This is a genomic window from Pseudomonas sp. Pme6b (genome assembly GCF_058129925.1).
Window position 1 is genome coordinate 4,297,919 of record NZ_CM176704.1, and the last position, 26,154, is coordinate 4,324,072.

The following is a 26,154-nucleotide window of genomic DNA, read 5'->3' on the forward strand; positions in this document are numbered from 1 at the left end:
TTTGATTGTCAGACATAGCATCAAAATATAACCGGTTGATACCGGTCATTGCGGACTCGATAAACGTTCGGTAACAGCGAGGGTGTTACGTGTATTGGACAAGTAACACTTATTGAGAATAAGCAGCGTTCAGTCGATGACCACGTGGGGCAGGAACCGGCTGGTGTCCTTGGTGATCAGACTGTCGTCTTCGCGAATGCCGATTCCGGAGGCAAGGTCGCCGATGACCCAGGAGCCGATCAGCGTGTAGCTGTCACCGAATCGCGGCAGCGGCGAGTACGCCTGCAAAATATAAGGCGCATCAGTGTAAGGCCCATCGACTGAAATCACCTGATCGCCAGGCGTGCGCATTTCAATGTTGGCACCTTCACGAGAAAAGTAGGGTTTGCGTACCCAGCCCTTGGGAACCGGTCTGCTCGGGTCCTGATCGACGCGCGAAGGCAGCAGGTTCGGATGGCCCTCATTGAACTGCCACAACAACGGCAGAATTCCCTTGTTGCTGAGAATCGACTTCCAGGCAGGTTCAACGAACTGAGTGCCACTGGCTGGAACGTGCTGGCCAAACTCCTCGTGAAAGATATGTTCCCAGGCGTGAAGCTTGAACAGCCGCTCGATCCAGCGTCCGTCCAGGTCGACAAAACGCCCCTCGGCACTGAGCCCGATGTCCTCGATATCGATATGCCGGGCATCAATGCCCACGTGCGCAGCCATGCGCCGCAGAAAGTCGGTAGTACCACGGTCCTCGACAGAGCCGGACATCGCCGAAAAGTAGAACGGGCTCGCCCCCGGAAACTCGGCAAACGCCCGAACAAGATCCTCGGCAATCGAATTGAACTGGCTGGCATGCGCGGGCAGAACACCGCGCGCCATCTGCTCGTCCAGCCAGAGCAACTGGAACGCACCTGCCTCCATCAGACTGGTGGGCGTATCAGCATTGATTTCGTACATCTTTGCCGGGCCCGTGCCGTCGTAGGCAAAGTCGAAGCGCCCGTAAAGGTGTGGATGCCCCTGTTTCCATGACGCGCGGATCACATCAAAGAACGCTTCCGGAATCGCCAGGCGGTGCAACAACTCTTCGCTGTCCACCACCCGCGCGACTGCGTCCAGACACATCTGGTGAAGTTCCTGGGTAGGCACTTCAAGGTCGCGGGTAATCTGCTGCTCGGTGAATAGATAATACCCGCGCTCATCCCAATAGCGCTCGCCATCGATGGTATGAAAGTTGAACCCTTCACGTTCCGCCGTTGCGCGCCAGTCCGGGCGTTCCTCGATACTGATCTTTTTCATGGCCCGGACCGTCAGCCTCCGAAACTGCTGCTGCCACCGCTGCTCTTGCCGCCCCAGCCACTGCGTGCCGAGGCCTGGCTGCCGAAGCCGCCGCGCGAGATAGTCGACGACACCGAGGACGAGCCGGAGCCCGAACTGCCCAGGTTTCGCCCCAGTGTGCTCTTGCCATAGCTGCGATCCGGACTGGATTGCGCCTGGGTCGAACGGCCAAAGGTTTTGCCGCGATCAATCTGACTTGGCAAGGACGAGCTGTAGTAACCGCCGCGGTCATCGCGCGTCTGGTAGATAGGTTGCGAGTAATAGCGATTGTTGCCGAAGCCATTGCTGAGCAGATTACCGATCAGCAGACCGGCCATCAGCCCGGTGGTGCCGCTCATGCCTGCGGGAGCGGACTGGGCGACTTCCTGATTGGCCCGGTCCAGCGCCTCTTTGGGCACACGCCCGGAAAAACCCAGCTCAAAGCCGCCGAGTTTCGGCATGTACTTGCCATCCGAAGTGACCTGGCAATAATCCGGTACAAAGTCCGCGTCGCAAGACGCCTTGTCATCATAGGTCGGCGCGATGCGGCGATGGTCGGACAGCGCCTGCATGTAGGCATCCGAACAGACATTTACCGGCACCTTGGCATCAACGCACTCCTGCACCGAACTGAAGTTGGCCTGCGCGTTGAAAGTATCCTTGTCTTGCGACGGGCCACACCCGGCAAGGGCCAGCGGAAGCGTGCTGGCAAGTACCAGCTTTACTGAACTGCGTCTCATCGTGAGTCTCCTTGTTCAAGGCTGCCGTCAGACCGAAGGGGTCATGCAGGCTGCGTTGAGAAGACCGACGCTGATTGCGACGCTGGCCGAGTAAATGGCGGCAGCCATTTCGCCCTTGGCAATACGTGTCGACAGGCCCTTGAGCACCAGGCTGGTAACACCGAACGCCAGCAGTTGCACAACGGCTGCAATCACCACCCAGACGATCACATCCAGAATGCTGATGCTGTAACTGATGATGTTGCTGGCTGGCAGCGCGAAACCGATCAGCGAACCGCCCAACGCCAACGCGGCAGCACTGTTGTTCTCGCGAATCAGCGCAAATTCCTTGTGCGGCGTGATCCTGCTGTAGATGAACTGGAACAGGGCGAACAGAATGGCCGCAACCAGAATGTACATGACGAAGCCAATCACGGCAGGGGCATTGAGCGACATACGCAGCGCGTCGATCATGAAGATTTCCTTGTCAAAGAACGTTGATATCAGTGGATTGCAGCGTTATGCCAACGGCCGTGGTGAGGGTAATGCTGCCCTCTTCGTCTTCCTCGACGGAAAACAGCAGAAACTCGCGGCGGTTGATCAGCCCCGTTTCGCGGGCATACAGCATGCTCAGGTGTTTGACGCGATACGCAGCATCAGGGCTGACAATGTCCTCATCCAGTGGCGTCAGCTCGGTCTGGCCGGGCGACGTGCCCCATTGCCGTTCGAATACCTCGCCATCGTGTTCGTAGGTGGGCAGGCCGATCTTCGACGACGGACCGGTCAGGCGCAGCAACTCATCCTTGCTGGTGATCGGCTCGGCGCTGTAGTAACCGAACAGAATAATGTCCTGCACGTCTTCCGGATTGGGGCCGTTGCTGACCACCTGCAGGAAGTAGTCCTCATTATCCAGGTAGAAGCGATGCAACGCCATCGACTGGCCCAGATCTACGCGCCCCACGGCCCAGACCTTTTCATCGTCTGGGACAACCACTTGCGAATGCCCGTCGAGCAACAGCTTCAACGAGCTGTCCAGACATAACATGCGACCGGACGCCAACCCTAACGGGCTGACCGTGCTGACGGATTGCACGCCATCACGACCTGATGCCTTGGGTGCTTCCAGCCCCATGGCACGTTTGAACCAACTCATAGTGCAGTTCCCTTGAAGTCGACTGGAGCCGGTATGGACATGTCTTTAACCGGAATAAACACACTGTTCAAAAGACTGGCTCACTTCTGCGCCAGCAATGCCTTGGAATGCATCAGCCACGCTACACAAATACCCGCCAGTGCGCCGGCAATATGTGATTCAAACGATATGCCAGCTACCGGGACAAAGCCGAAAACCAGTCCGCTGTAGCCCGCCAGTACCAACAGCGCGACCAGCACGCTGGCGATACTGCGCTGATACCATGCCCGCGCGAGCAGGTAAGCCCACAAACCAAAAATCAGACCGCTCGCACCGACATGGATATTGCTGCGACCGAAGCTCCACACCAGCAACCCGCCCAGCAGACAGACCAGCCCGGCGACCCATGCATAACGCCTGACACCCTCAGTGGCGACCAGCCAGCTCAGCACAATGAACGGCAGCAGGTTGCTGAGCAAGTGCTGAATCGAACCGTGCAGAAAAGGCGCAAACACAATGCCGCGCAACCCGGTCGCATTGCGCGGAATGATACCGAAATGAATCAGGCCGTTGCCGGTGATCGAGTTCAGCACTTGCACCGCAATCATAACTGCTGCCAGGGCGAGGATGACCTTGAGTCGTTTGGAAAACTCCATTCACCACCCTCGCCTGCCCTGTGGCTTCGCTTACTGAGCCGGCGTCTGGTTTTTGGCTTTCAGACGTGCCAGCACATCTTGCGCACCGCCACTTTTGGCACCAATACCGGCATCCTGCAGACGACGCTCCAGATCGCTGCCGCTGGACTGGCTGGCCAGTTCTTCGGCCGCTTCGAGCTTGGCGTCCTGTTCATCCTGACGTTGCTTGAGACGCGCCAGCGAGCCTACTGCGGTTTCGACTGCGCCGCTGGCACCACCGGTTGCAGTGGCCGTTGCAACGCGAGCTTTTTGCACGGTTTCACGGGCCTTGGCCATCTCGACCTGCTGCTTGAGGCTCTTGATTCGCGATTCGGCCTTGACCACCTGTTCTTGCAGCAGGCTGACCTGCTTGTTGAACTGATCGGCCAGTTCCTGCTCCTGATCACGCAGGGCCTCGATCTCGGCGATCTTGTTCGCGCACTCCACAGCCAGCGCTTCTTCACCCTTGTTCAGAGCCTGCATGGCGCGGCCTTCCCAGTTGGCGATGCTGGTGGCGTGTTCTTCAAGACGCTGTGCCGAAAGCTTGTGCTTGGCCTTGATGGTAATCAGCCCGTCGCGGGCCTTGACCAGCGCATTGTCGGCGTCACGAATTTCCTGATCCAGAATGCGGATGGCATTGGCATCGGCAATCGACTCGCCCACTTCGGAAGCGCCACCACGAACGGCGGTCACCAGTTTTTTCCAGATACTCGTAGTCATGAATGTTCTCCGCCTGACAGCGCTGTTCAGTAGATGAAATGATCTTCAAAAGCATCGGCCGCACGGATCACGTTGTCCGCGAGGGTAAGGATTTCCTGCACGACTACTGTGAGCGACGATGCTGCGCTCAACGCGCCAAACAGGCAGTAGACTTCCTGACCGTCACCCAGCTTTTCGATACCGACCGATGACAGCGGAAACAGATCGCGGCTGCGCAGGACGACATCGTTGAACGCCTGCACGTTCTTGATCTTGTTCACCTCGATCAAGGTCGCGTCAGCCAGAATCTGCTCGCCTTCCACCGCGATATAAATCGGCAGATCGCCATACTCGGCCATGGTCAGCCTGATGCCCGAGGCATCACCCTCGGTTACATCGAGCTCGATCTTTCCATTCGTCACCAGCTCCAGTTCGCAAAGTGCCTTCTGCAGAGAGCTGATGGTCCAGTGGGTATTCTCGGTCATGAAATCCTCCAGTTTTATTCTGTCGCCCAAAAAGGGCTGTCTTAAGGCTTTTTCAATGCCACGCAGGGCATCGACGTTCTCGGGCCGGATCCAGAATTCCCGCTTGACCAGCCCCGCCTCTTTGAGTCGCAGACGCATTTCACGCATGTAATCGGTGGAGCTCTTCGGAGCCTTGGCCGGGACCGCTGCGTTATCGCCCTGGGTTTTACGAGGCATTGGCGCTTCCCCCTTGCTGCTGGCCGTGGATCAGGTGAGCAACGTATCAGATGTTTTTGAAGATAGATACGCATCACATGTGAGATTTTTATGGACGCCAAAATTCTCGTTCCCACGCCCCGCGTTGGCACGATAGTCAAAACACCGCACGGCGACGCACACTCCAAAAAAAAGCGCTGTCCGCATCAGCGGACAGCGCCTTTCTCACAAGTGCCTGTCAGGCACTGGGCAACCCTTATTCAGCCAGGCTTTTACTCACCACTTCATACACGTCCGCCGACAGTTTGCCGGAGGCGAGGATACGCTCCAGCTCGGCCTTCATCAGCGCCTGACGGGCGCTGTCGTATTTGCGCCAGCGGGTCAGTGGTGCCAATTGGCGGGAGGCGATCTGCGGGTTCAGGGCGTTCAGCTCGATCACAAGGTCCGCGAGGAAGCGATAGCCGGAGCCGTCCGCTGCGTGGAAATTGATCAGGTTCTGCCCGGCAAATGCACCGATCAGGGCGCGGACCTTGTTCGGGTTCTTGATGCTGAATGCAGGATGCTTCATCAGTTCCTGCACGCGTTGCAGGCCGCCCGGCTGAGTGCTGGCCGCCTGTACGCTGAACCATTGATCCATGACCAGCGCGTTGCTCTTGAAGTTCTCGGCGAACACGGCGAGCGCTTTGTCGCGTTCGGCCGTAAACGGCGAATTGACCAGCACCGCCAGCGCAGTCAGGCGCTCGGTCATGTTGTCACTGGTATCGAACTGGTCGATGGTCGCCGCCAGTACTTCAGGTTTGCCGCTAAGCATCAGGTACGACAGCGCAATGTTCTGCAGCGCGCGACGGGCGAAATGCGTGGACTCGGCGACGTATGGCGTGGCCCTGGATACCTCGCGGTTGGCCTTGTAGCGTGTCAGCAGACTGTCAAACAGGCCATCGGCCAGTTGTTGGCGAGCAAATTCGCGAGCGGCGTGAATGGCATCGACATCCGCCACCTCGCTGATCTCGGCGAGATAAGCCTCACCCGGCAACGAGAGCATTTCTGCGACCATCGCCTGATCCAGACGCTCATCCGCCAGCACGGTGCCCAGCGCAGTGATCAAACGCTGGTCCATGACCAGTGCCTGACCTTGCTGGTGCTGACCGATCAGCTCCTGCAATACCTGAACCGACAGTTGCTGACCGGCATCCCAACGGTTGAAACCGTCGCTGTCGTGTTGCATCAGGAACATCAGTTGATCACGGTCATACGGGAAGCTCAGCTTGACCGGCGCAGAGAAACCGCGCAGCAGTGACGGCAGTGGCTTTTCGGCAACGTCAACGAAGGTGAAGGTCTGCTCGGACCCGGTAACCGAGAGCACTCGCGTGGTGCTGGAAGCTGCGGTTTCGTCCGCCAGACGCAGAGCAATCTCGCCGCCTTTGCTGTCCAGCAGCCCCAGTTCGACCGGAATCACAAACGGCTGTTTCTGATCGCCAGGCTGGCCTGGTGTGCTTGGGCAGCTCTGCCGGAAAGTCAGGCTGTAGGTTTTCGCAGCAGCGTCATACGACTCGCTGACCGCCAGACGCGGCGTACCCGCCTGGCTGTACCAGCGCTTGAACTGGGTCAGGTCGACGCCGTTGGCGTCTTCCATGGCCTTGATGAAGTCGTCGCAGGTCACGGCCTGGCCGTCATGGCGTTCAAAATACAGATCACTGCCCTTGCGGAAGCCTTCGGCGCCCAGCAGGGTGTGGAGCATGCCAACCACTTCCGAACCCTTTTCGTAAACGGTCAGGGTGTAGAAGTTGGAGATTTCGATGAAGCTGTCCGGACGCACTGCGTGGGCCATCGGGCCTGCGTCTTCGGCAAACTGGTGAGTTCGCAGGTAAGCAACGTCCTGAATACGCTTGACCGTGGCCGAGTTCATGTCCGCCGAGAAACCGGCGTCGCGGTACACCGTGAAGCCTTCCTTGAGCGACAGCTGGAACCAGTCACGGCAGGTCACGCGGTTGCCCGACCAGTTGTGGAAGTATTCGTGGGCAACGATCGCTTCGACCCGCTGATGCGCGGCATCGGTCGCAGTCTCGGCACGCGCCAGTACGGCACTGGAGTTGAAGATATTGAGGCCCTTGTTCTCCATCGCGCCCATGTTGAAGTCGTTGACCGCGACAATCATGAAGATGTCCAGGTCATACTCACGACCGTAGGTTTCTTCATCCCAGCGCATGGATTTCTTCAGGCTGGTCATGGCGTGCTGGCACTTGTCGACGTTTTCTGGCTCGACATAGATGCGCAGGGTGACTTCCCGCTGGCCCATGGTGGTAAAGGTGTCTTCGATGCACCACAGATCACCGGCCACCAGCGCGAACAGGTAAGCCGGCTTCATGAATGGGTCTTCCCACGTCGCCCAGTGCCGTCCACCCTCTTCTTCACCACTGGCAATCGGATTGCCGTTGGAGAGCAGAATAGGGAAATTCTGCTTGTCGGCGCTGAGCGTGGTAGTGAACTTGCTCATCACGTCGGGGCGGTCGAGGTAGTAGGTAATCTTGCGAAAGCCTTCGGCCTCGCACTGGGTGCAGAACATGCCGCTGGATTTGTACAGGCCTTCCAGCGCGGTATTGGTTTCAGGATGAATGCGCACGGTGCTGTCGACCGTGAAGCTTTCGGCTTGCGGATGCAGCGTCAGGTGATCTTCTGTCAGTTGATAATCCGCAGCGCTCAGCTCCACATCGTTCAGTTTGACCGAGACCAGTTCCAGATGCTGACCGTCCAGCACCAGCGGCGGCAGGCCTGCGCCACGCTCGGGGTTGCGGCGCATGACCAGTTGGGCGTGGACCAGCGAGTGGTCGTCGAACAGTTCGAAGGTCAGGTTCGTCTCATCGATGAGGTACTCGGGAGCCTGGTAGTCCTTCAGGTAAATCATTTTCGGTTGCTCGGTGCGCATGCTGGAATCCTTCTACTGATGCACGGCCAGCTGATAGGCCGTGTACTTGCGAATATTGATCACGCCGGTATCGAAAATCAGGTATTGGCCCTTGATCCCCAGCAGCGTGCCTTCGGCAATCGGGTTCTTGTCCAGGTTGAAGCTGACAATCTTGGTCGGATACGCCTCGACCGGGTAACGAAACTCGACAGGCTCGGCGTCATGTAGCAATTGGATGGCTTGCAGACCGAATCGTTCTTGCAATCCCAGCAGGCCCGCGCCGCAACTGTCGAACAATTCCTGGCGAATGGCCTTGAGATCGACCGGCTGGGCATCACCTTTGAGCAGCGCACGCCAGTTGGTACGGTCGGCCACCTGACTGCGCAGCAGGTCTTCGACAAAGCCGGACTGCTGACGGGTGGCCACACGCAGAATCGGCAACGCCTGACTTGCGCCCTGATCCAGCCAGCGGGTCGGCAACTGCGTGGACCGGGTAATACCGACCTTCACGCCTGACGAATTGGCCAGGTAGACGATGTGATCGGTCATGCAGAACTGTTCGCCCCATGCCGGATCGCGACAGGTGCCCTGATCGTGATGGCATTTTTCCGGGCTCATGATGCACATGTCGCATTGCGCCAGCTTGAGCATGCACGGGTAGCAGTAGCCCTGGCTGTAACTGGACTTGGTCTTGCGCCCGCAATGACTGCAATGAATGGCACCAAGAAACTCCAGGCGCAGCGTCTTGCCGATCAGCGGGTTGACCGCAATCTCGGTCTCGCCCAGACGAAAAGCGTATTGCACACATGACGCATCATCCTGACGCGCCGACATTTTGTTGACTGCTCCGCGACCAATTTCGATCAATGAATAGCATCCGATTTGAACAGGATATTGGGCACTGGCGCTGATTTGGAGGCGCATTCCTGCGGCCCCATGTAGCCCGTGCGCTGGTCTTCCGGCAGGTTCTGCACTTCCCAGGCGATCAGCGCCTGCAACGACAGCTCACGCTGTTCCTGAGTAAGCTTGCGGCCATCGGACCATTTGCCGATTTCCACGGCCAGCTTCAGGCTTTCGTAGATATCCGGGGTGATGTTTTCGATCATTTCTATAAAAGACGACATGGCGCACTCCAGAAAATAGCGGGTAATTTTACGACTTGCGGCGCGCAATCGCACCGCCGACCAGGCCGGTAGCACAACCGATGATCAGACCGCCGACATGCGCGCCGTTGGCGATCTCGCCGAAACCGAGCATGCTCACCAGGCCGGACAGGCATAGCGCCAGCCAGATGAGCATCATGATCAATACCCCGCGCGGCAGGCGATAGACCGGGTTGGGCGCCAGCATCTGGAAAATCCAGCAATGCCCGAGCAGGCCGTACAGCACGCCGGACAGTCCGCCAAACAGGCTTGGGCCGCTGAACAGGTACTGCACGTAATTTGAAACAGCTGAAAACAGCAGCGTGAGCAGCAATAAAGACAGACCGCCCTGACGAATTTCGATGCGCCTGCCCAGTTCCCAGAACCACATGCCGTTCATGGCCAGGTGCAGGATGCCGAAGTGAATCAGCATCGGTGAGACGATCCGCCACCATTGCCCGGCGGCCAGGCTGTCGGACAACGGCAGAAACGTCGCGTACTCGCCACTGATCCGGAAACCCTGAAAGGTCAGCCAGCGGATGACTTCGAGGTTGTCGCCCAGCAGCGTCATGCCCGCCACCAGCAGGGTGACCAGCAACACCAGGGCCGTTACCGGGCTGTTGCGTAGCTGCTCGATCAGGCCCGGCGACTTGTACGTCACGTTTGGGGCGTCTTGCGCCAGTTGAAAATGCTCGTCCCCTTCAGGGAAGCGCGTGTACAACTCGCGCACTTCATCGGCCAGTTGCGGCGCATCCGGCACCCAAAGCACCTGCTCGCCAGCCTCTTCGCTGACCCTGTGGGGAATCCGCAAGCGCTGCAACAGGCTGACAAAGCCGCTCAGGTTGGTGGTCAACGGCAACCGCAGTACTGCAACAGCACTCATTGTGAAACCTCGGGACGCTGCACGTCGACCCAGACGAACTTGTCCGGGTCGATCTGTGTTTCCTGATCCAGCCGATAGGCGACCAGCTTGCCATAGAGCACGGCGCTGTAATCCAGACAGGCCAGATTAGGCCGGATAGGCGCGGGGACGCCGCTGCGCCAGTAATGACCGACAAACAGCAGCGGCTCATTGATACCGTAACGCAGCAATGCGTTTTTTTCCGACGTGGACAGCGGGGTCTTGGCTACGCCTTCAGGCAGCGCGTCGGGCTGAAATACCACGTCGCCATAGGTCTGCGGGTCATCTTCCCAGAACTTGGTACGAAAGAACTCGCGGGTCAGCCCGTCGCCGCCGGTCAGGGTAAGACCGTGCGGCAAACGCATGTCGGTGCCGCGCAGCAGACGGTTGAAGACATTGCTGGCGAAGCTGCCGGGCACTGCCGAGGCCTGGACAAAATGCTTGTCGATACAGCCGGTGCCATGCAGGCCGCGCAACGGATCGATCAGAGTCGCATCCCAGCAGGCATGCACCACCCTGAAGCGACCGGCGTCCATGTACAGCGGCAGCTCATAGAACCAGTTGACGAACTCGCTCCATTCATCCGGGTAGCGCTCGAACTGCGCCAGGGTTTCGCCGATCAGCCGGGCATGGCGCGGGGTGTGCTCACGCACGAACTCATGACCGCTTTCCGGCAAGGCTGGCGTCATCCAGCCCAGCGCGTTGAACTCATGGTTGCCCATGATGCACAGGGCATGACCGGCCTGAACCATATCGCGGACGATATGCAGCGACTCGCGAATACGCGGGCCACGGTCAATGATGTCGCCGAGGAAAATTGCAACGCGCTCAGGGTGACGCCAGACGCCAGCCTGCAGACGGTAGCCGAGAAGCTCCAGCAAGTGCTCCAGGGTATGGGCGCACCCGTGCACGTCACCGATCAGATCGTAGCCACGCGCCGGATCGAGCATTAATCGCCCCCGCCGCCGAGCTTGCTGCCCCAGCCAAGCTTGGTGCGGCAGACTTCGTAATAATTGTGATCCAGCGGGTGAATCAGACGCAGCTTCTGCGGTTTCTTGCTGACCGTGATGGTGTCACCCGGTGCGCAGGTAAAGTGATTCTGGCCATCGCAGGACACTTGCGGATAAATGGTCATGTCCTTGGACACCACGATTTTCAGCTCGCTATTGCCGTCGACCACGATGGGCCGCCCGGACAAGGTGTGCGGGTACATCGGCACGATGACGATGGCGTCGAGCTTGGGATGCATGATCGGCCCGCCCGCCGACAGCGCATAGGCTGTCGATCCGGTCGGCGTGGCGACGATAAGGCCATCGGCCTTCTGACTGCACACAAACTGACCATCTATATAGATCTCGAACTCGATCATGCGCGTGGATTTGCCGGGGTGCAGCACAACGTCGTTGAGCGCATCGCCCTGACCGATGGCCTCGCCGTGGCGGCGCACTTCGGCCTGAAGCAGGAAGCGGTTTTCGACCAGATAGTGCCCGTCGAGCACTTCAGCGCATTTGACCTCCAGTTCGTCAGGACGAATGTCGGTCAAAAAGCCCAGGCTGCCGCGGTTGATACCCAGCACCGGAACGTTGTGCCTGGCCAGTGCCCGTGCTGCCCCTAACAGGCTGCCATCGCCACCGACCACGATGACCATGTCACAGACTTCACCGAGCATCTTGCGCGACGAGGTTTGCAGGCCATGACCGGGCAGGACTTCGGCAATCGTCTCTTCAAGAATGACGTGCAGGTGGCGGTCCAGCAGGAATCTCTTGAGTCGGCGAACGGTATCGAGCACCTGAACACTGCCCAGGCGACCGATGATGCCGATATTGCGAAATTGCTCCATGAGGCTCCTGCTGCGGTTTCGAGACGACTTAAAACAGCGATTATGGGCGAAACGGCCCGGTAGCAGCAAACCGGCACGTAAAGATCAAGCGAAACGCCTCATCACGAAGCGCTTCAATCAGCAGATTGGCTCTGAACGAATGAGCGAATTCCCGCAAAAAAACCGGATTTTCCTTACATACCCCACACAAGGTATTCATTAGCTTCGTCCGTTTTCAATACACCTAAGGACGACACATGATTCCCTCAGGCCGCCAGGGCGACATGCACCTCTGCCCGTTGCCGGGCCACGGTTGCACCCCGATTGTCACAGCCTCCTCCGACACCCTGATCAACGGCATATCCGCCGCCAGAGTAGGCGATATGTGCGGCTGCGGCGCGGTGATCGTTACCGGCTTTCCCTCGATCCTCATCAACGGTCGCCCGATGGCCCACCTGGGCAGCCCGACCAGCCACGGCGGAACGATCATTTCCGGCAGCCCCGATGTGGGTGGCGGCTCCGACTTCGGCGATGCCGCTGGCCCAGCCATCGATTTCTCCAGGCTCGGCATCCTTCGCAAGGACGGCACACTGGACGAACCGAAGCTGAATCAGCTTGTGAACGACCCTGGGTTGCAGGAGAAAGCCAAAGCGGCTGAAGCACTGTTCTCATCTGCAACTTCCAACACGGCCATAGCGCCAGCCTGCAACCACCCGGATCAAATGGAAGAACTGACCCGCTACATCGCTGACGAGATGAACCACAGATACCCAAGAGCAGTTGGGGTAAAGGAGTAAGAGTGCACTCATGCTTCAACGCGACTGAAAGCGAGGGCACTGCATGAAACGAAAAATCCTGATACACGCCATAGCCCGCTGGCCGAAGTTAACGGCGACCTTTCTCATCCTCGCACTATGGGATTTCGCTACGCCCTACGTAAGCGTCTATTACTCAGACAAGGCAGACGGAGAGCTTAGCTATACATGGATTACCGATCACCGCATAAGCAGAGGTGGCATAAGGCCTGGCGGAGCAACTGGGGACAGCGGCCATATATTTCAAAAAAAAGATTTCTTCATGTATTTCCAATGGTGGGACAACGCAGGAATCAGCGGTTGCGTAAACATAGATCCGCAATGGCCAGAGACTACAATCTTCATAGATGCCAACGGCCGCATCGACCTGAACGTCAAGGGGGCAACCGACGTCAAGCGATTCTCGCCCTGCCCCGGTGGTGAAGACCCTGATTTTCTCGGACTGGCCAGGCCCGTTGAATAGCACCGCATCTTTTCGCCTTCACAATCAGCTCACCTGAACCTCAACTCACGCTATCCTCGGCACATGACTCTATTCCCCAGCCTGATCGACCTCCCCCGCCAACTACGGCACTCCGAAGTGCGCGACCTTGCCTGGGTGATCCTCGCGCCGCCCATGCTGGAAGTCGCGCCGTGGCCACAGCGTCATCCGCTGGCCGGCAGTGACTGGGTACAGGACCCGCAGCGACTGGCGGACTTTCTCTGGCAACTCGACCGTGACAGTCGCCCGCTGGAAGACTGGCTGGCGCTGGCAACCACACGCCGGCTGGGCCGCTATTACGAACGGCTCTGGCAGTTCGCGGTGCAGCACGCGCCGGGGGTGGAAATCATTGCCGCCAACCTGCCGATCCGGCTCGGCAGCCAGACGCTGGGCGAACTGGACATGCTGCTGCGTGATCGTGAAGGCGTGCATCACGTCGAACTGGCAATCAAGCTCTACCTAGGGCCGCAGGACGGAGACGGCCGCGACCCGGCCAGCTGGCTGGGGCCTGGCTGCCAGGATCGGCTGGACCGCAAGCTTGCCCACCTGAGCCAGCATCAGTTGCCGATGTCTGCACGTCCGGAAAGCCGAGCGGCCCTGGCAGCGCTGGGTGTCGAGGCCTTCAGCGCGCAGTTGTGGCTGGGCGGTTATCTGCTGTATCCGTGGCCAGGCTCATGCGAATCGCCCGCAGGTGTTCACCCGCAGCATCTCAAGGGCCGCTGGTTGCATCAACGTGACTGGAAGCCGTTTGTGGCGCAAAGCAGCCCCGGACGCTGGCAACCCCTGCCGCGTCATGCCTGGCTGGCACCGGCGCTGTACGACGAAGCGTGGAGCGATCAGCAGCTACGCGACTGGCTGGCCGAACTCGACCCGCTGGCCCCGGCGCAATTGCTGGTGCGCCTGAAAGAGAATACCGAGGGCAACTGGGAAGAAGCCGAGCGCCTGTTTCTGGTGTCGGACATGTGGCCGAATCTGGCCGACACCAGCCACCCGCTCAACTCAATCGCAGTGCCAGCGCAGCCAGTGTAATCAGCAACACCGGCACGGTCAGTACGATGCCGACCTTGAAGTAATAGCCCCAACTGATGGTGATCCCCTTGCGCTCCAGCACATGCAGCCAGAGCAGCGTCGCCAGACTGCCGATCGGGGTGATTTTTGGCCCCAGGTCGCTGCCGATCACGTTGGCGTAGATCATCGCTTCCTGAATGGCACCGCTGGCATGGCTTGCATCGATGGACAGCAGCCCGATGAGCACGGTGGGCATGTTGTTCATGATCGAAGACAGAAACGCGGTCATGACGCCGGTGCCCATCGCTGCGCCCCAGATGCCATAGCCGGCAAACCAGTCCAGCAGACTGGCCAGATAACCGGTGAGTCCGGCGTTGCGCAGACCATAAACCACCAGGTACATGCCCAGCGAAAACACCACGATGTGCCACGGCGCTTCTTTCATCACCTTGCGCGTCTTGATCGTATGCCCTTTGGCGGCAATGGCGAGCAGCAGCAACGCGCAGACCGACGAAATCGCACTGATCGGGATGCCCAGCGGCTCAAGAGCGAAACAGCCCACCAGCAAAATCAGCAGCACGGCCCAACCGGCCAGAAACGTAGCGCGGTCATGGATAGCCGTTTCGGGCTTGTCCAGATGTTCGGGCTCGAACTCGCTGGGAATATCCCGACGGAAATACCACATCAGCACGGCCAGAGTGGCGGCGACGCTGGCCAGGTTCACCGGCACCATGACGGCTGCGTAACGGTTGAAACCGATCTTGAAGTAATCCGCCGAAACGATGTTCACCAGATTCGATACCACCAGCGGCAGGCTGGCCGTATCGGCAATGAAGCCGGCCGCCATGACGAACGCCAGGGTCGACGCAGCGGAGAAGCGCAACGCCAGCATCATGGCAATGACGATAGGCGTGAGAATCAGCACGGCACCGTCGTTGGCGAACAAGGCTGATACCAGCGCACCGAACAGCACGAACAGGGCGAACAGACGACGTCCCTTACCCTTGCCCCAGCGCGCCACATGCAGCGCGGCCCAGGCAAAGAAACCCGCCTCATCCAGTAACAGCGTGATAATGATCAGCGAAATGAACGTCGCCGTGGCATTCCAGATGATGCCCCACACCACAGCGATGTCGCTGAGGTGCACAACCCCTGTCAGCAACGCCAGAACCGCCCCGAGTACCGCACTCCAGCCTACGCTCAGGCCTTTGGGCTGCCAGATGACCAGCGTAATGGTGAACAGGAAGATCAGCGTTGCTATCAGCATTATTTGGTCCGGGGTAGAAGAATAGCGAGGATGCCAAGCAGCGGCAGGTATGAGCACAACGTGTAGACGAACAGAATGCCGTGGCTGTCAGCCAGATAGCCGAGCAAGGCTGCGCCAATGCCGCCGAAGCCGAACATCAGGCCAAAGAAAAGCCCGGCAATCATGCCCACGTTGCCAGGTACAAGCTCCTGGGCGTAGACGACGATGGCGGAAAAAGCCGACGCCAGTACAAAGCCAATGATCACGCTAAGAACGCTGGTCCAGAACAGGTCTGCATAAGGCAGGGCCAGGGTGAACGGTGCAGCGCCAAGGATCGAAAACCAGATCACCGCCTTGCGGCCAATGCGGTCGCCGATCGGACCGCCGAAAAAGGTCCCGGCCGCCACTGCGCCCAGAAACAGGAACAAGTGCAACTGCGAACTGGCGACTGAAAGGTCAAACTTCTCGATCAGGTAGAAGGTGAAATAGCTGGTCAGGCTGGTCATGTAGAAGAACTTGGAAAACACCAGAAATGCCAGCACTGCCAGTGAGGCAATCACGCGTTTTCTGGACAGTCCATGAGTGGCCGCCTGACCTGCCTTGAGCTTGAACAGGTTGAGGTGCGCGCGATACCAGCGGCTTATCGCATACAGCAAACCCAGCGAGAACAATGCGAACAAGCCGATCCAGGCCACGTTGCCCTGGCCGAACGGGATGATGATCGCCGCCGCCAGCAATGGCCCGAACGCGGAGCCGGTGTTGCCGCCCACCTGAAAGGTCGACTGCGCGAGCCCGTAACGGCCACCGGAAGCCAGTCGCGCGATACGCGAGGCTTCCGGGTGGAATGTCGAAGAACCGATGCCGATCAAGGCGGCAGCCAGCAGAATCAATGGAAAACTGCCCACCATCGACATCATCACAATGCCGACCAGCGTACAGATCGACCCTACAGGCAGTACCAGCGGGTTAGGATGGCGGTCAGTGTAATAACCGACCCACGGCTGCAGCAGCGATGCGGTGATCTGAAACGTCAGGGTAATGAGGCCGATCTGGGTGAAGCTCAAGTCGTAGCTGGCCTTGAGCATCGGGTAGATCGACGGAAGAATGGCCTGAATCAGGTCGTTGATCAGGTGAGCAAGGGCAACGGCACCAATAATGCGCATCACCAGCGGGCTGGCTTGAGGGGGGGTCGAGGCCTTCGCCGTCACGGGCTGAGCGCTGGTCGCCATGGGTATTCATCCGTAAAAAGGTTTTCGGGTTCCCCGGACGGATGATTACAAGATGTGTCACGCGTACCAAGGCGCGCCAATGTGCCATTTTTCAGGGCAACTGTGCCATGTTTTGTTGCGTTTTTGCTGACGGGTCGAGAACTGCTCCGCGCTGCACAGCGGTTCTGTGATGTCAGGTGGATTGAGGTTCGGCTCAGATTCTCGTTCCCACGCTCAGCGTGGTAATGCCTTATGCCAACGCGGAGCATTGGCACGATAGTCGTAAACATCAGCAAGCTAGTCACGTCCATCGTGCCCACGCTCCACATCGGCACGACAGTCGGCTAAATTTGTGTATAACAAGAAGAACCAACACGAGGGTGCGCGCCGTGGATACCATCAAGCGTTTCTCAAGCTTTGCCGAGTTCTATCCTTTCTACCTCGCCGAGCACAGCAGCAGTACCAGTCGGCGCCTGCACTTTGTGGGCACCTCATTGGTGATCTTCCTGCTGGCGTTCGGTGTGGGCAGCGGTCGCTGGGGGTTGTTGTGGTTGTTACCCGTCGCGGGTTACGGTTTTGCCTGGGCCGGGCATTTCTTCTTCGAGAAAAACCGGCCGGCCACGTTCAAGCATCCGTTCTACAGCCTGCTCGGCGATTTCGTCATGTACCGCGATATGCTGTTGGGCAAGGTATCGTTCTAGCCGGTTGAATCAGGCAACCGTTTCGCTGACCGGCTCCTGAACCACCGGCTGGCTTGCTTTCAAGTGCGCGTCGGCCAGACGAAACAGTTCGATAGTGCCGTCCAGGTGTTCGATCAGGGCGGTACAGGATTCAACCCAGTCGCCGCAATTGAGGTATTCCACGCCGCCCACCTGGCGGATTTCCGCATGGTGGATGTGCCCGCAGACCACGCCATCCAGTCCGCGCTTCACACATTCGTGGGCGATGGCTTCCTCGAAATCGCTGATGAAATTCACCGCACTCTTGACCTTGTGCTTCAGGTAAGCCGACAGCGACCAGTAGCCATAGCCGTACTTGGCGCGCCAATGGTTCAGCCAGCGGTTGAGGGTCAGGGTGAATTCGTAGGCCGAATCGCCGAGAAAGGCCAGCCAGCGGTGATAACGGGTGATCACGTCGAACTGATCGCCGTGGATGACCAGAAGACGACGACCATCGGCCGTCACGTGCTCGGCTTCGTCCACCAGCTGGATGTTGCCCAGAACCAATTTGGAGTAACGACGCAGGAATTCGTCGTGGTTGCCCGTGACATAAATGACTTCGGTGCCGCGCTTGCTCATGGTCAGCAGCCGACGGATCACGTTGGTATGCGCCTGCGGCCAGTACATGCCGCCACGCAGCTTCCAGCCGTCGATGATATCGCCCACCAGATACACCTTGTCAGCCTGATAGCGCTTGAGAAACGCGGACAAGTGCTCGGCCTGGCAATCGCGCGTGCCCAGATGAACGTCGGAAATCCACAAGGTGCGCACGCGTTGTTTGCGGCTGGGTGTGGCGAGCTGAGCACTGGTCATGGGATGACCTCCGGCAGGGTTTCCAAGAGAGTGGAGCATGCCGGTTAACCGAATGTGACACGTGCGTGGCGATGTCGTGACAATGGCCTGTATTACTGAGGACTGGCGGGAGTATGACGGTCGTTGTGGCCCAGATCACGGGCCGGGTCGATCTGGTCGCGGAGCCGCTGCTTGAGCACCTTGGCCTCGGGAAAGCCGCCGTCGGCCTTGCGTTCCCAGAGTTGCACGCCATCGCAGGTAATGCGAAACACACCACCGGTGCCCGGCTGCAACGAGACCTTGCCCAGGTCGTCACTGAACGTGCTCAACAGCTCCTGGGCGAGCCAGGCGGCGCGCAATAGCCACTGGCATTGAATGCAATAGGTGATGATGACTTCGGGCTTTTCGGCAGACATGGACGTCCCCTCCAGAAATTCAGACGCCCATGATACGCACCCTGCGCAGGATCAACGAGCATAGGCGAAACGACGCAGTGCGCTGAGCGTCACGTCGCGGGCTGGCTCCTGCGTTGCAGTATCGGCAGCCTGCGTCTTCACGCCCAGCAAACCCAGCAAGCGGCTACGAATTGCCTGAAACCCGGCCTGCCCGCTGTCACGTTGGCGTGGCAGGTCAACGCGGATGTCATCGGCAAGTTTACCGTCGGCCAGCACGATGACCCGGTCAGCGAGCAGGATCGCCTCATCGACATCGTGCGTTACCAGCAGCACCGCCGGGGTGTGCTTGCGCCACAGGTCGATGATCAACTGGTGCATGCGAATGCGGGTCAAAGCATCGAGGGCGGCGAAAGGCTCGTCGAGCAACAGCAGTTTCGGCTCACGGACCAGGCCGCGCGCCAACGCTACACGTTGCGCCTCGCCACCGGATAATGTGGCCGGAAAGGCATTCAGCCGATGGGCCAGACCGACTTCGGTCAATGCTGCTTCGGCCCGAGCCTTGGCATCGTTGATGCGCAGGCCGAGAACCACGTTTTTCCAGGCGCTTTTCCACGGCATCAGCCGCGGTTCCTGATACACCGCGGCACGTGCCACCGGCACACGCAGCTCGCCACTGTCGATGTCGTCCAGCCCGGCCAGAGTGCGCAGCAAGGTGGTCTTGCCGGAGCCACTGGCACCCAGCAAAGCGACAAACTCGCCCGCGGCAATGTCCAGGTCCAGCCCGTCAATCACCCGTTGTGGGCCAAACTGGCGAACCACGTTACGCAACTGAACCGGGGGCGTGACTGATGAAGTGTTACGCAACTCAAGGGTCGCCATGCTCAATTCCTCACGAAGGTCGGTCGCCAGGCCAGCGCATAGCGCTCCAGCGTGCGAATGATGCCGTCGATCACCAGGCCCAGGACGCTGTAGATCAACAGACAGATAACGATTACATCAGTGCGCATGAAGTCGCGGGCATCGCTGGCCAGAAAGCCGATTCCTGCGGTGGTGTTGATTTGTTCGACAAACACCAGCGCCAGCCAGGAGATACCCAGCGAATAGCGCAGTCCGACAAAAAAAGAAGGCAGCGAACCGGGCAGAATCACGTGCCAGATCAGCTCGCGACGGCTCAGCCCCAAGGTGTTGGCGGCCTCGATCAGTTTCGGGTCGATGTTGCGGATGCCGGAAAACAGGTTCAGGTACACCGGAAAGGTGGTGCCCATCACGATCAGCGCCACTTTGGTGAATTCACCAATGCCGAACCAGAGGATGAACAGCGGCACCAGTGCCAGCGACGGAATGGTGCGCAGCATTTGCATCGGCGAGTCGAGGGCGATTTCGCCGCGCCGGGAAAGCCCGGTTATCAATGCAGCGACCACACCAATACTGACGCCGATGCTCAAGCCCAGCAATGCGCGCTGCAGCGATACCCACAGGTGCACGGCCAGTTCGCCTGAAACAATCATCGACCATAGCGTACCGCCGATCTGCGACGGTGCGGCGATCACTCGGCTGGGCAGCAGACCGGTTTGTGAGGCCAGCTCCCAGAGCAGCAACAGTGCCAGCGGGCTGAGCAGACGCAAAACAGAGCCCGGCACTTGCCGACGCTGACGATGCTGTTCAGAGGCGCGACGCTGTTCAGGCTTGTTGACCACAAGAAAACCGGGGTCGGCGGGGTTGAGCGTTGTGTCGGACATGGGCGCATCCTTTCTGGGCAAATCGGGCGTGACGCACCCGACGCAGTATGAACACCATGCTATGTGCATAAGAAAGCCGAGTGAAATTCTATTTGGCTCTAAGCTAATAGTTAAAATATTTGATTACCGACATAACTTATAATGCATATTTTTTATAATTAACTTAGACCAAAATCGAATTTCACAGCCCCGTCTGCTTGCCTTTATGGTGCTTCTCGACAAGGTCGAACGGACCTCAACCATTGGCAGGAGTTTTCATGAGCATCGAATTCATTGGCTATATCGCCACGCAACCCGGTTCTGAAATCCACCCGCGCAGCGGCGCGACCATCCAGCCCGACTACGTGAAGACAGTGGCCAAGGCTCATGAAGACGCAGGTTTTGATCGTGCGTTGATCGCGTACCACTCCAACAGTCCGGACAGCACACTGGTGGCTGCGCATGCCGCCAGCGTGACCAGCACATTGAAGTTTCTTGTCGCACATCGTCCCGGTTTCATCTCCCCCACCGTGGCAGCCCGGCAATTTGCGACGCTGGACGTGTTCAATGGCGGGCGCACTGCGGTGCATATCATTACCGGCGGCGACGACAAGGAACTGCGTGCCGACGGCAGCCACATCGGCAAGGACGAGCGCTACGCACGCAGCGATGAATACCTCAGTGTGGTGCGTCAGGAATGGACCAGCGACAAGCCGTTCGATCATCAGGGCACCTACTACCAGTTCGAGGGCGCGCACTCGCTGGTCAAGTCCCCACAGCAGCCACACATCCCGCTGTACTTTGGCGGTTCCTCGGCAGCGGCGATTGCGGTGGCCGGCAAACACGCCGACGTCTACGCCTTGTGGGGCGAGACGTACGAGCAGGTGCGCGATGTGGTGAAACAGGTGCGCGCCGAAGCCGCCAAACATGGCCGGACCATTCGTTTCAGCCTGTCGTTGCGCCCGATTCTGGCCGACACCGAAGAACAAGCCTGGGCACGCGCCGACAGCATTCTGGAAAAAGCCAAGGCATTGGCAGACCGCAACGGCTTTGTCCGTCGCGAACCACCCAACGAAGGGTCGCGTCGCCTGCTGGCCGCAGCGGCACAAGGTTCACGTCTGGACAAGCGCCTGTGGACCGGCATCGCTGGCCTGCTCGGCGCGCAGGGCAATTCCACGTCGCTGGTCGGCACCCCGGAACAGGTCGCCGAAGCGCTGCTGGACTATTACGACCTGGGGATTACCACCTTCCTGATTCGCGGCTTCGACCCGCTGGAAGATGCTATCGATTATGGCAAGAAGCTGATCCCGCTGACCCGCGCACTGGTGGCTCAGCGTGAACGGCAGGCTCGCGAACAAGTGGCCTGATTCAACGCCATGCGGGCGGGCGAGGCTTCTGACTGAAGACTGCCCGCCCGCAATGACGTTTTCAGGCGGCTGCTGAAACCGGCTTGAGGGAGCGCGCCACCAGCGCGCCAAAAGCCTCGACCGGTGCTTGCAGATTGCCCAGAAAACGTGGGTAGAACAGCCACAGGTCCATCACCGGTTTGAAGTCCTTGAGCGGTAGCACCGCCAGTTGCTCGCGGTGAGCGCTGCGCTCCAGCAACGGCCTTGGCACCAGACCCAACCCCATGCTATCGGCTACCAGCCCCAGTTGCAGCTCGGTGCCGAAGGTTTCCAGATTGACCTTCATGCTCAGCCCCTGATCGGTCAGCGTACGCTGCAAACCTGCGCGAAAACCGCAGCCGTCGGGGTTGAGTACCCAGCCCTGCTCGTAGCAATCCGCCAGCTTGCCGGGCTTTTTCGACACCAGTCCCTTGGCGCAGACCACCACCAGTTCCATCTTACCGATGGACTGACCGACGATGTTGTCCGGAAATATCTTGCCAGCAGGGAACAGCGCTGCCGCAGCATCCAGCTCACCGTTTTCGATCTTGCCGATCAGGTGACTGCCCCAGCCGGTGCTGACCTGGGCGCGCAAATCCGGGAATTCTCCGCGTAGCTGCTTGAGCGCATCGAGCAGCACCACGTCACCGATGGTTTGCGGCACACCCAGACGCAATAGGCCGCTGGGCGGCGTGTCGCTGGCCACCAGCTCGCGCAACGCATCCATCTCGCGCAGGATTGCCAGGCACTTCTGGTACACCTGGATGCCCATCGGCGTTGGCTTGAGCGGCTTGGTATTACGATCGAACAGCTCGACCCCAAGGGCCTGCTCGAAATTCTGCACCCGGCGAGTAATCGCCGGCTGGGTCAGATCCAGCGATTCAGCGGCATGGCTGATCGACTGACAGCGGATGACTGCAACGAACGCATCGATATCATCAATTTTCATTCGGACCGCACATAAAGAAGAGAAGAAACACAGGCAAAAAGAATAGTCCCGGCAGACGTCCATTCATAGCCCGTCCAACAGACCGACGCTAGATTTCACGCATTGCAGCACGGAAGTAAAAGACGTTTTCGTTATAACCTAATCATTAAAAAATAGCATATTAAATATCCATATTATGCTTATATCAAACCATTCCCTGACCCTGACCTGGAAATGGACATGACTCAGAACCGACACCCGGAACGACTCGGGGCCTTTATCGACGCGCTGGGCGAGCTGATTGGCAGCGAGCCGCACGAAGGCGATCTGTTGCGTCGCGGCGGCAAGCTGCTGGCGCAACTGGTCAGCCACGATGACTGGCTGGCAGAAGAATTTGCCGTACCCGACCCCGACCGCTATCAGCAATTTCTGCTGCATGCCGACCCGCAGCAGCGCTTTTCAGTGGTCAGTTTTGTCTGGGGACCGGGGCAACGCACGCCGATTCATGACCATCGAGTCTGGGGCCTGATCGGCATGCTGCGCGGTGCCGAGCATTCACAGGGCTATACCCGCAACGCGCAAGGACGCCTGGAAACCAGCGGCCCGGCAATTCGCCTGCAACCCGGCCAGGTCGAAGCGCTGTCACCGAAAAGCAACGATGTGCATCAGGTCAGCAATGCTTTCAACGATCAAGTGTCGATCAGCATCCACGTTTACGGCGCCGATATTGGCACCGTGAAACGTGCGGTCTACGACCTGGACGGCACAGAAAAACTGTTCATCTCCGGCTATTCGAATGCCGCAGCCATCACCCACGCTACTCAGGATCAGCCAACAGGGAGCCCCGCCCGATGACCACACCCGCCACCCGATCATTTGCCGACGTTCGTCAGGCCTTGCTGGACCGCCAGGAACTGGCCTTGGTAGACGTCCGCGAAGAGGCACCCTTTGCCCAGGCCCATCCTCTGTTTGCGGTGAACATCCCGTTGTCGAAGCTGGAGCTGGAGGTGTTCCCGCGCATCCCGCGACGCGACACAGCCATAACCCTGTACGACGATGGCGAGGGCCTGGCGCAGGTTGCGCTGCAACGTTTACAGGCGCTGGGCTACAGCGATGTGAGACTGCTCGACGGCGGCCTGCAAGGCTGGCGTGAGGCTGGCGGCGAGTTGTTCATCGATGTGAATGTGCCGAGCAAGGCGTTTGGCGAACTGGTGGAACACCATCGTGCTACCCCGTCTCTGGCGGCTGAAGAGGTCAAGGCCCTGCTCGACAACAACGCCGATGTAGTGGTGCTCGATGCCCGGCGCTACGACGAATACCAGACCATGAGCATCCCCGGTGGCATCAGCGTACCGGGCGCGGAACTGGTGCTGCGGGCACGGGAGCTGGCACCGGACCCGAACACGCGAATCATCGTCAATTGCGCCGGTCGCACGCGCAGCATCATCGGCACTCAGTCACTGGTCAATGCGGGCCTGCCCAATCAGATCAATGCGCTGCGCAATGGCACGATTGGCTGGTTACTGGCCGGTCAGACGCTGGATCATGGTCAAGACCGGCGTTTTGCAGCAGTCAGTGAGGAAACCCGCGAAACCGCCAGTGCCGATGCGCGCAAGGTGGCTGATCGCGCCAAGGTCAAACGCGCCAGCCGCGCTGACCTGCAACGCTGGCAAGCCGAGACTTCGCGCACCACGTACCTGTTCGATGTGCGCACACCGGAAGAGTTTGCCAAAGGCCATCTGCCCGGTGCGCGCTCCACACCGGGCGGGCAACTGGTGCAGGAAACCGATCACTTCGCCAGCGTACGCGGCGCACGAATAGCCTTGGTGGACGACGACGGCGTGCGCGCCAACATGTCGGCCTCCTGGCTGGCGCAACTGGGCTGGGACGTGTGGGTGCTCGATGATCTGCATGCAGCAGACTTCAGCGAAACGGGTGACTGGGATGCGCCGTTCCCTGCGCCACCGCAAGTGGAGGCGATCAGCGTCGAGACGCTTGTTCAATGGCAGACACAGGTCAAGGTGGCGGTGCTGGATTTCACCGCCAGCGCCAATTACGTCAACCAGCACATTCCCGGTGCCTGGTGGACCTTGCGCGCCGACCTCAAACAGGCGCTGGAAAAAATACCTGCCGCCGACCGCTACGTATTGACCTGTGGCAGCAGCCGTCTGGCGCGCTTTGCCGTGGCCGACGTCGAAGCGCTGACCGACAAGCCGGTGTTTTTGCTCGATGGCGGCACCGCCAGCTGGATCAAGGCTGGCCTGCCGTTGGAGCATGTCGAAAGCCGACTGGCCTCGCCACGCATCGATCGCTATCGCCGCCCGTACGAAGGCACCGATGCGCCGCGCGAAGCCATGCAGGCCTACCTGGACTGGGAGTTTGGCCTGGTGGAGCAATTGGGCCGGGACGGGACGCACGGGTTTTACGTGATTTGAGCGTGAGGAACGATAAGTGTCTGGCCGACCGATCAACTCAATGGAGAAACACCTCAATGCTGCCTTTTTTCAAATCACCTCTACCGCTCAAAAGCCTGCTGCTGGGCGCGTTGCTCAGTGTGCTGGCAGGCCAGCAGGTGGTGGCTGCCGAGCAGGCTCCGCTGTTGGTCGCCAATCAGAAGTCGCTGCTGAAAATACTGTTGCAGGTCTCCGGCGAACTCAAGGACGTGCCTTACCAGATCCAGTTTTCCGAGTTCCCCTCGGCGGCCCCTCTGGGAGAGGCATTGAACGCTGGCGCTGTGGATATCGGTGCGCTGGGTGATGCGCCCTATGTGTTCGCGCTGGGCGCGGGTGCGCCCTTGAAAGTGGTCAGCATTACCCATGCCCAGGGCCGTTTCACCACGGCGGTGCTGGTCTCGAAGGACTCGCCGATCAAGACCGTTGCCGACCTCAAGGGCAAGCGCATCGTCACCGGGCGCGGCTCCATCGGCCACTACCTGGCGATCCGCGCCCTGCATGAAGCCGGGCTGAAAACCAGTGACGTCACCTTCATCAACCTGCTGCCCAGCGAATCGCGTCTGTTGCTGGACAGCGGCGACGCCGATGCCTGGGCGACCTGGGACCCTTACACGACGATTTCCATCGCGCAAAGCGACGCTCGTGTGCTGGTCAGTGGCAGCGAGTTGCTGAGCAATCACCTCTACCTCGCCGCCACCAGCAAGGCCATTGAAGGCAAACGTGCCCAACTGGATGATTTTGTAGCCCGCGTGGAGCGCGCCTTCAACTGGTCCAATGCTCATCCCGAAGAGTACGCGGCCGCTCAGGCGAAAGTCACCGGCCTGCCGCTGGCGGTGCATCTGGCGGTGGCCAAGGCGACGAAAATGCAACGTACGCCGATTGATGATCAGATCGTTCAGGGACTGCAGAACACTGCGGACACCTATCTGGCTGAAGGCATCCTGACTAAAAAAATCGACGTTTCAACCGGCTTCGACAAGAGCTTCAACGCCTCGCGCGCGCAGATCGCTCAGGCCGCCACGCAATGACCGCT

Annotated in this window: 27 protein-coding genes and 1 pseudogene; 8 read left to right on the plus strand and 20 right to left on the minus strand. The window is 59.3% G+C overall.

All coding sequences use genetic code 11. The features are described from left to right. Nucleotides 1–129 precede the first annotated feature (129 nt). From AC4ANE_RS19430 to AC4ANE_RS19490, 13 genes are all read right to left on the minus strand, one after another. Nucleotides 130–1,287 (minus strand): glutathionylspermidine synthase family protein, encoded by a 1,158-nt coding sequence (locus tag AC4ANE_RS19430; RefSeq protein WP_002554493.1) that lies wholly within the window; start codon nt 1,285–1,287, stop codon nt 130–132. 11 nt (nt 1,288–1,298) lie between these two features. Beyond that, the gene (locus AC4ANE_RS19435) at nt 1,299–2,045 is read right to left on the minus strand and encodes a DUF1190 domain-containing protein (RefSeq protein ID WP_002554494.1); all 747 of its coding nucleotides are present in this window, start codon (nt 2,043–2,045) and stop codon (nt 1,299–1,301) included. A gap of 27 nt (nt 2,046–2,072) precedes the next feature. Beyond that, nucleotides 2,073–2,498 (minus strand): DUF350 domain-containing protein, encoded by a 426-nt coding sequence (locus AC4ANE_RS19440; protein WP_031595452.1) that lies wholly within the window; start codon nt 2,496–2,498, stop codon nt 2,073–2,075. Between the two features lie 13 nt (nt 2,499–2,511). Next, entirely contained in the window at nt 2,512–3,177 is a 666-nt protein-coding gene (locus tag AC4ANE_RS19445) for a DUF2491 family protein (RefSeq protein ID WP_002554496.1), read from the minus strand. Nucleotides 3,178–3,257: 80 nt separating this feature from the next. Further along, nucleotides 3,258–3,812, minus strand: coding sequence for a rhomboid family intramembrane serine protease (locus tag AC4ANE_RS19450; protein WP_002554497.1), 555 nt, complete (start codon nt 3,810–3,812; stop codon nt 3,258–3,260). 30 nt (nt 3,813–3,842) lie between these two features. Beyond that, nucleotides 3,843–4,550, minus strand: a complete 708-nt coding sequence (locus AC4ANE_RS19455; RefSeq protein WP_002554498.1) for a PspA/IM30 family protein — start codon at nt 4,548–4,550, stop codon at nt 3,843–3,845. A 26-nt stretch (nt 4,551–4,576) separates the two neighbouring features. Further along, nucleotides 4,577–5,230, minus strand: a complete 654-nt coding sequence (locus tag AC4ANE_RS19460; RefSeq protein ID WP_002554499.1) for a YjfI family protein — start codon at nt 5,228–5,230, stop codon at nt 4,577–4,579. A gap of 235 nt (nt 5,231–5,465) precedes the next feature. After that, the gene (gene pepN / locus AC4ANE_RS19465) at nt 5,466–8,132 is read right to left on the minus strand and encodes an aminopeptidase N (protein WP_002554500.1); all 2,667 of its coding nucleotides are present in this window, start codon (nt 8,130–8,132) and stop codon (nt 5,466–5,468) included. 12 nt (nt 8,133–8,144) lie between these two features. After that, entirely contained in the window at nt 8,145–8,978 is an 834-nt protein-coding gene (locus AC4ANE_RS19470; protein WP_004665926.1) for a DUF2797 domain-containing protein, read from the minus strand. After that, a complete protein-coding gene (locus AC4ANE_RS19475) occupies nt 8,975–9,235 on the minus strand; it encodes a YeaC family protein (protein WP_002554502.1) in 261 nt (86 codons plus the stop codon). The genes AC4ANE_RS19470 and AC4ANE_RS19475 overlap by 4 nt, the downstream gene beginning before the upstream one ends. A 28-nt stretch (nt 9,236–9,263) precedes the next feature. Beyond that, entirely contained in the window at nt 9,264–10,136 is an 873-nt protein-coding gene (locus tag AC4ANE_RS19480; protein WP_002554503.1) for a rhomboid family intramembrane serine protease, read from the minus strand. Continuing rightward, nucleotides 10,133–11,104 carry a metallophosphoesterase gene (locus AC4ANE_RS19485; protein WP_002554504.1) on the minus strand — a complete coding sequence of 324 codons (972 nt, stop codon included), beginning with the start codon at nt 11,102–11,104 and terminating at the stop codon, nt 10,133–10,135. Before AC4ANE_RS19485 ends, AC4ANE_RS19480 begins: the two co-directional genes overlap by 4 nt. After that, entirely contained in the window at nt 11,104–11,994 is an 891-nt protein-coding gene (locus AC4ANE_RS19490; RefSeq protein WP_002554505.1) for an NAD(+) kinase, read from the minus strand. The genes AC4ANE_RS19485 and AC4ANE_RS19490 overlap by 1 nt, the downstream gene beginning before the upstream one ends. Nucleotides 11,995–12,230: 236 nt before the next feature. On the opposite strand from AC4ANE_RS19490, the pseudogene AC4ANE_RS19495 reads away from it, so the two are divergent. The 3 genes and pseudogenes from AC4ANE_RS19495 to AC4ANE_RS19505 form a co-directional block, all read left to right on the plus strand. Beyond that, nucleotides 12,231–12,734 (plus strand): annotated as a pseudogene (locus tag AC4ANE_RS19495) (PAAR domain-containing protein); the annotation flags it as partial. Between the two features lie 79 nt (nt 12,735–12,813). Beyond that, entirely contained in the window at nt 12,814–13,251 is a 438-nt protein-coding gene (locus AC4ANE_RS19500) for a hypothetical protein (RefSeq protein WP_005731325.1), read from the plus strand. 63 nt (nt 13,252–13,314) lie between these two features. Then, the gene (locus AC4ANE_RS19505) at nt 13,315–14,298 is read left to right on the plus strand and encodes a DUF1853 family protein (RefSeq protein WP_002554507.1); all 984 of its coding nucleotides are present in this window, start codon (nt 13,315–13,317) and stop codon (nt 14,296–14,298) included. Here AC4ANE_RS19505 and AC4ANE_RS19510 read toward each other — a convergent pair. Together AC4ANE_RS19510 and AC4ANE_RS19515 are read right to left on the minus strand one after the other, a co-directional pair. Next, the gene (locus tag AC4ANE_RS19510; RefSeq protein ID WP_004665931.1) at nt 14,264–15,544 is read right to left on the minus strand and encodes an arsenic transporter; all 1,281 of its coding nucleotides are present in this window, start codon (nt 15,542–15,544) and stop codon (nt 14,264–14,266) included. The genes AC4ANE_RS19505 and AC4ANE_RS19510 overlap by 35 nt on opposite strands. Then, the gene (locus AC4ANE_RS19515; RefSeq protein WP_002554510.1) at nt 15,544–16,752 is read right to left on the minus strand and encodes an MFS transporter; all 1,209 of its coding nucleotides are present in this window, start codon (nt 16,750–16,752) and stop codon (nt 15,544–15,546) included. The genes AC4ANE_RS19510 and AC4ANE_RS19515 overlap by 1 nt, the downstream gene beginning before the upstream one ends. 368 nt (nt 16,753–17,120) lie before the next feature. On the opposite strand from AC4ANE_RS19515, the gene AC4ANE_RS19520 reads away from it, so the two are divergent. Next, nucleotides 17,121–17,432 carry an Mpo1-like protein gene (locus tag AC4ANE_RS19520; protein WP_002554511.1) on the plus strand — a complete coding sequence of 104 codons (312 nt, stop codon included), beginning with the start codon at nt 17,121–17,123 and terminating at the stop codon, nt 17,430–17,432. A gap of 9 nt (nt 17,433–17,441) precedes the next feature. Here AC4ANE_RS19520 and AC4ANE_RS19525 read toward each other — a convergent pair whose 3' ends face one another. From AC4ANE_RS19525 to AC4ANE_RS19540, 4 genes are all read right to left on the minus strand, one after another. Next, complete coding sequence (locus AC4ANE_RS19525; RefSeq protein ID WP_002554512.1) at nt 17,442–18,263, minus strand: UDP-2,3-diacylglucosamine diphosphatase; 822 nt, start codon at nt 18,261–18,263, stop codon at nt 17,442–17,444. A 92-nt stretch (nt 18,264–18,355) separates the two neighbouring features. After that, nucleotides 18,356–18,658 (minus strand): Rdx family protein, encoded by a 303-nt coding sequence (locus AC4ANE_RS19530; RefSeq protein WP_002554513.1) that lies wholly within the window; start codon nt 18,656–18,658, stop codon nt 18,356–18,358. Between the two features lie 51 nt (nt 18,659–18,709). After that, on the minus strand, nt 18,710–19,516 hold the full coding sequence (locus AC4ANE_RS19535) for an ABC transporter ATP-binding protein (RefSeq protein WP_460408473.1): 807 nt from the start codon (nt 19,514–19,516) through the stop codon (nt 18,710–18,712). 2 nt (nt 19,517–19,518) lie between these two features. Then, the gene (locus AC4ANE_RS19540) at nt 19,519–20,376 is read right to left on the minus strand and encodes an ABC transporter permease (RefSeq protein ID WP_002554515.1); all 858 of its coding nucleotides are present in this window, start codon (nt 20,374–20,376) and stop codon (nt 19,519–19,521) included. Nucleotides 20,377–20,633: 257 nt separating this feature from the next. Here AC4ANE_RS19540 and AC4ANE_RS19545 point away from each other — a divergent pair, with 257 nt between their 5' ends. After that, nucleotides 20,634–21,722, plus strand: a complete 1,089-nt coding sequence (locus AC4ANE_RS19545) for an LLM class flavin-dependent oxidoreductase (RefSeq protein WP_002554516.1) — start codon at nt 20,634–20,636, stop codon at nt 21,720–21,722. 61 nt (nt 21,723–21,783) lie between these two features. Here AC4ANE_RS19545 and AC4ANE_RS19550 read toward each other — a convergent pair whose 3' ends face one another. Further along, entirely contained in the window at nt 21,784–22,689 is a 906-nt protein-coding gene (locus AC4ANE_RS19550) for a LysR family transcriptional regulator (protein ID WP_031595462.1), read from the minus strand. A 219-nt stretch (nt 22,690–22,908) separates the two neighbouring features. On the opposite strand from AC4ANE_RS19550, the gene AC4ANE_RS19555 reads away from it, so the two are divergent. From AC4ANE_RS19555 to AC4ANE_RS19565, 3 genes are read left to right on the plus strand one after another with little or no spacing between them, the layout of a single operon-like run. After that, entirely contained in the window at nt 22,909–23,523 is a 615-nt protein-coding gene (locus AC4ANE_RS19555; RefSeq protein WP_002554518.1) for a cysteine dioxygenase family protein, read from the plus strand. Continuing rightward, nucleotides 23,520–25,103: a rhodanese-related sulfurtransferase gene (locus AC4ANE_RS19560; protein WP_002554519.1), complete on the plus strand. Its 1,584-nt coding sequence runs from the start codon at nt 23,520–23,522 to the stop codon at nt 25,101–25,103. Before AC4ANE_RS19555 ends, AC4ANE_RS19560 begins: the two co-directional genes overlap by 4 nt. Before the next feature lie 56 nt (nt 25,104–25,159). Further along, entirely contained in the window at nt 25,160–26,149 is a 990-nt protein-coding gene (locus AC4ANE_RS19565; protein WP_002554520.1) for an ABC transporter substrate-binding protein, read from the plus strand. Nucleotides 26,150–26,154 lie beyond the last annotated feature (5 nt).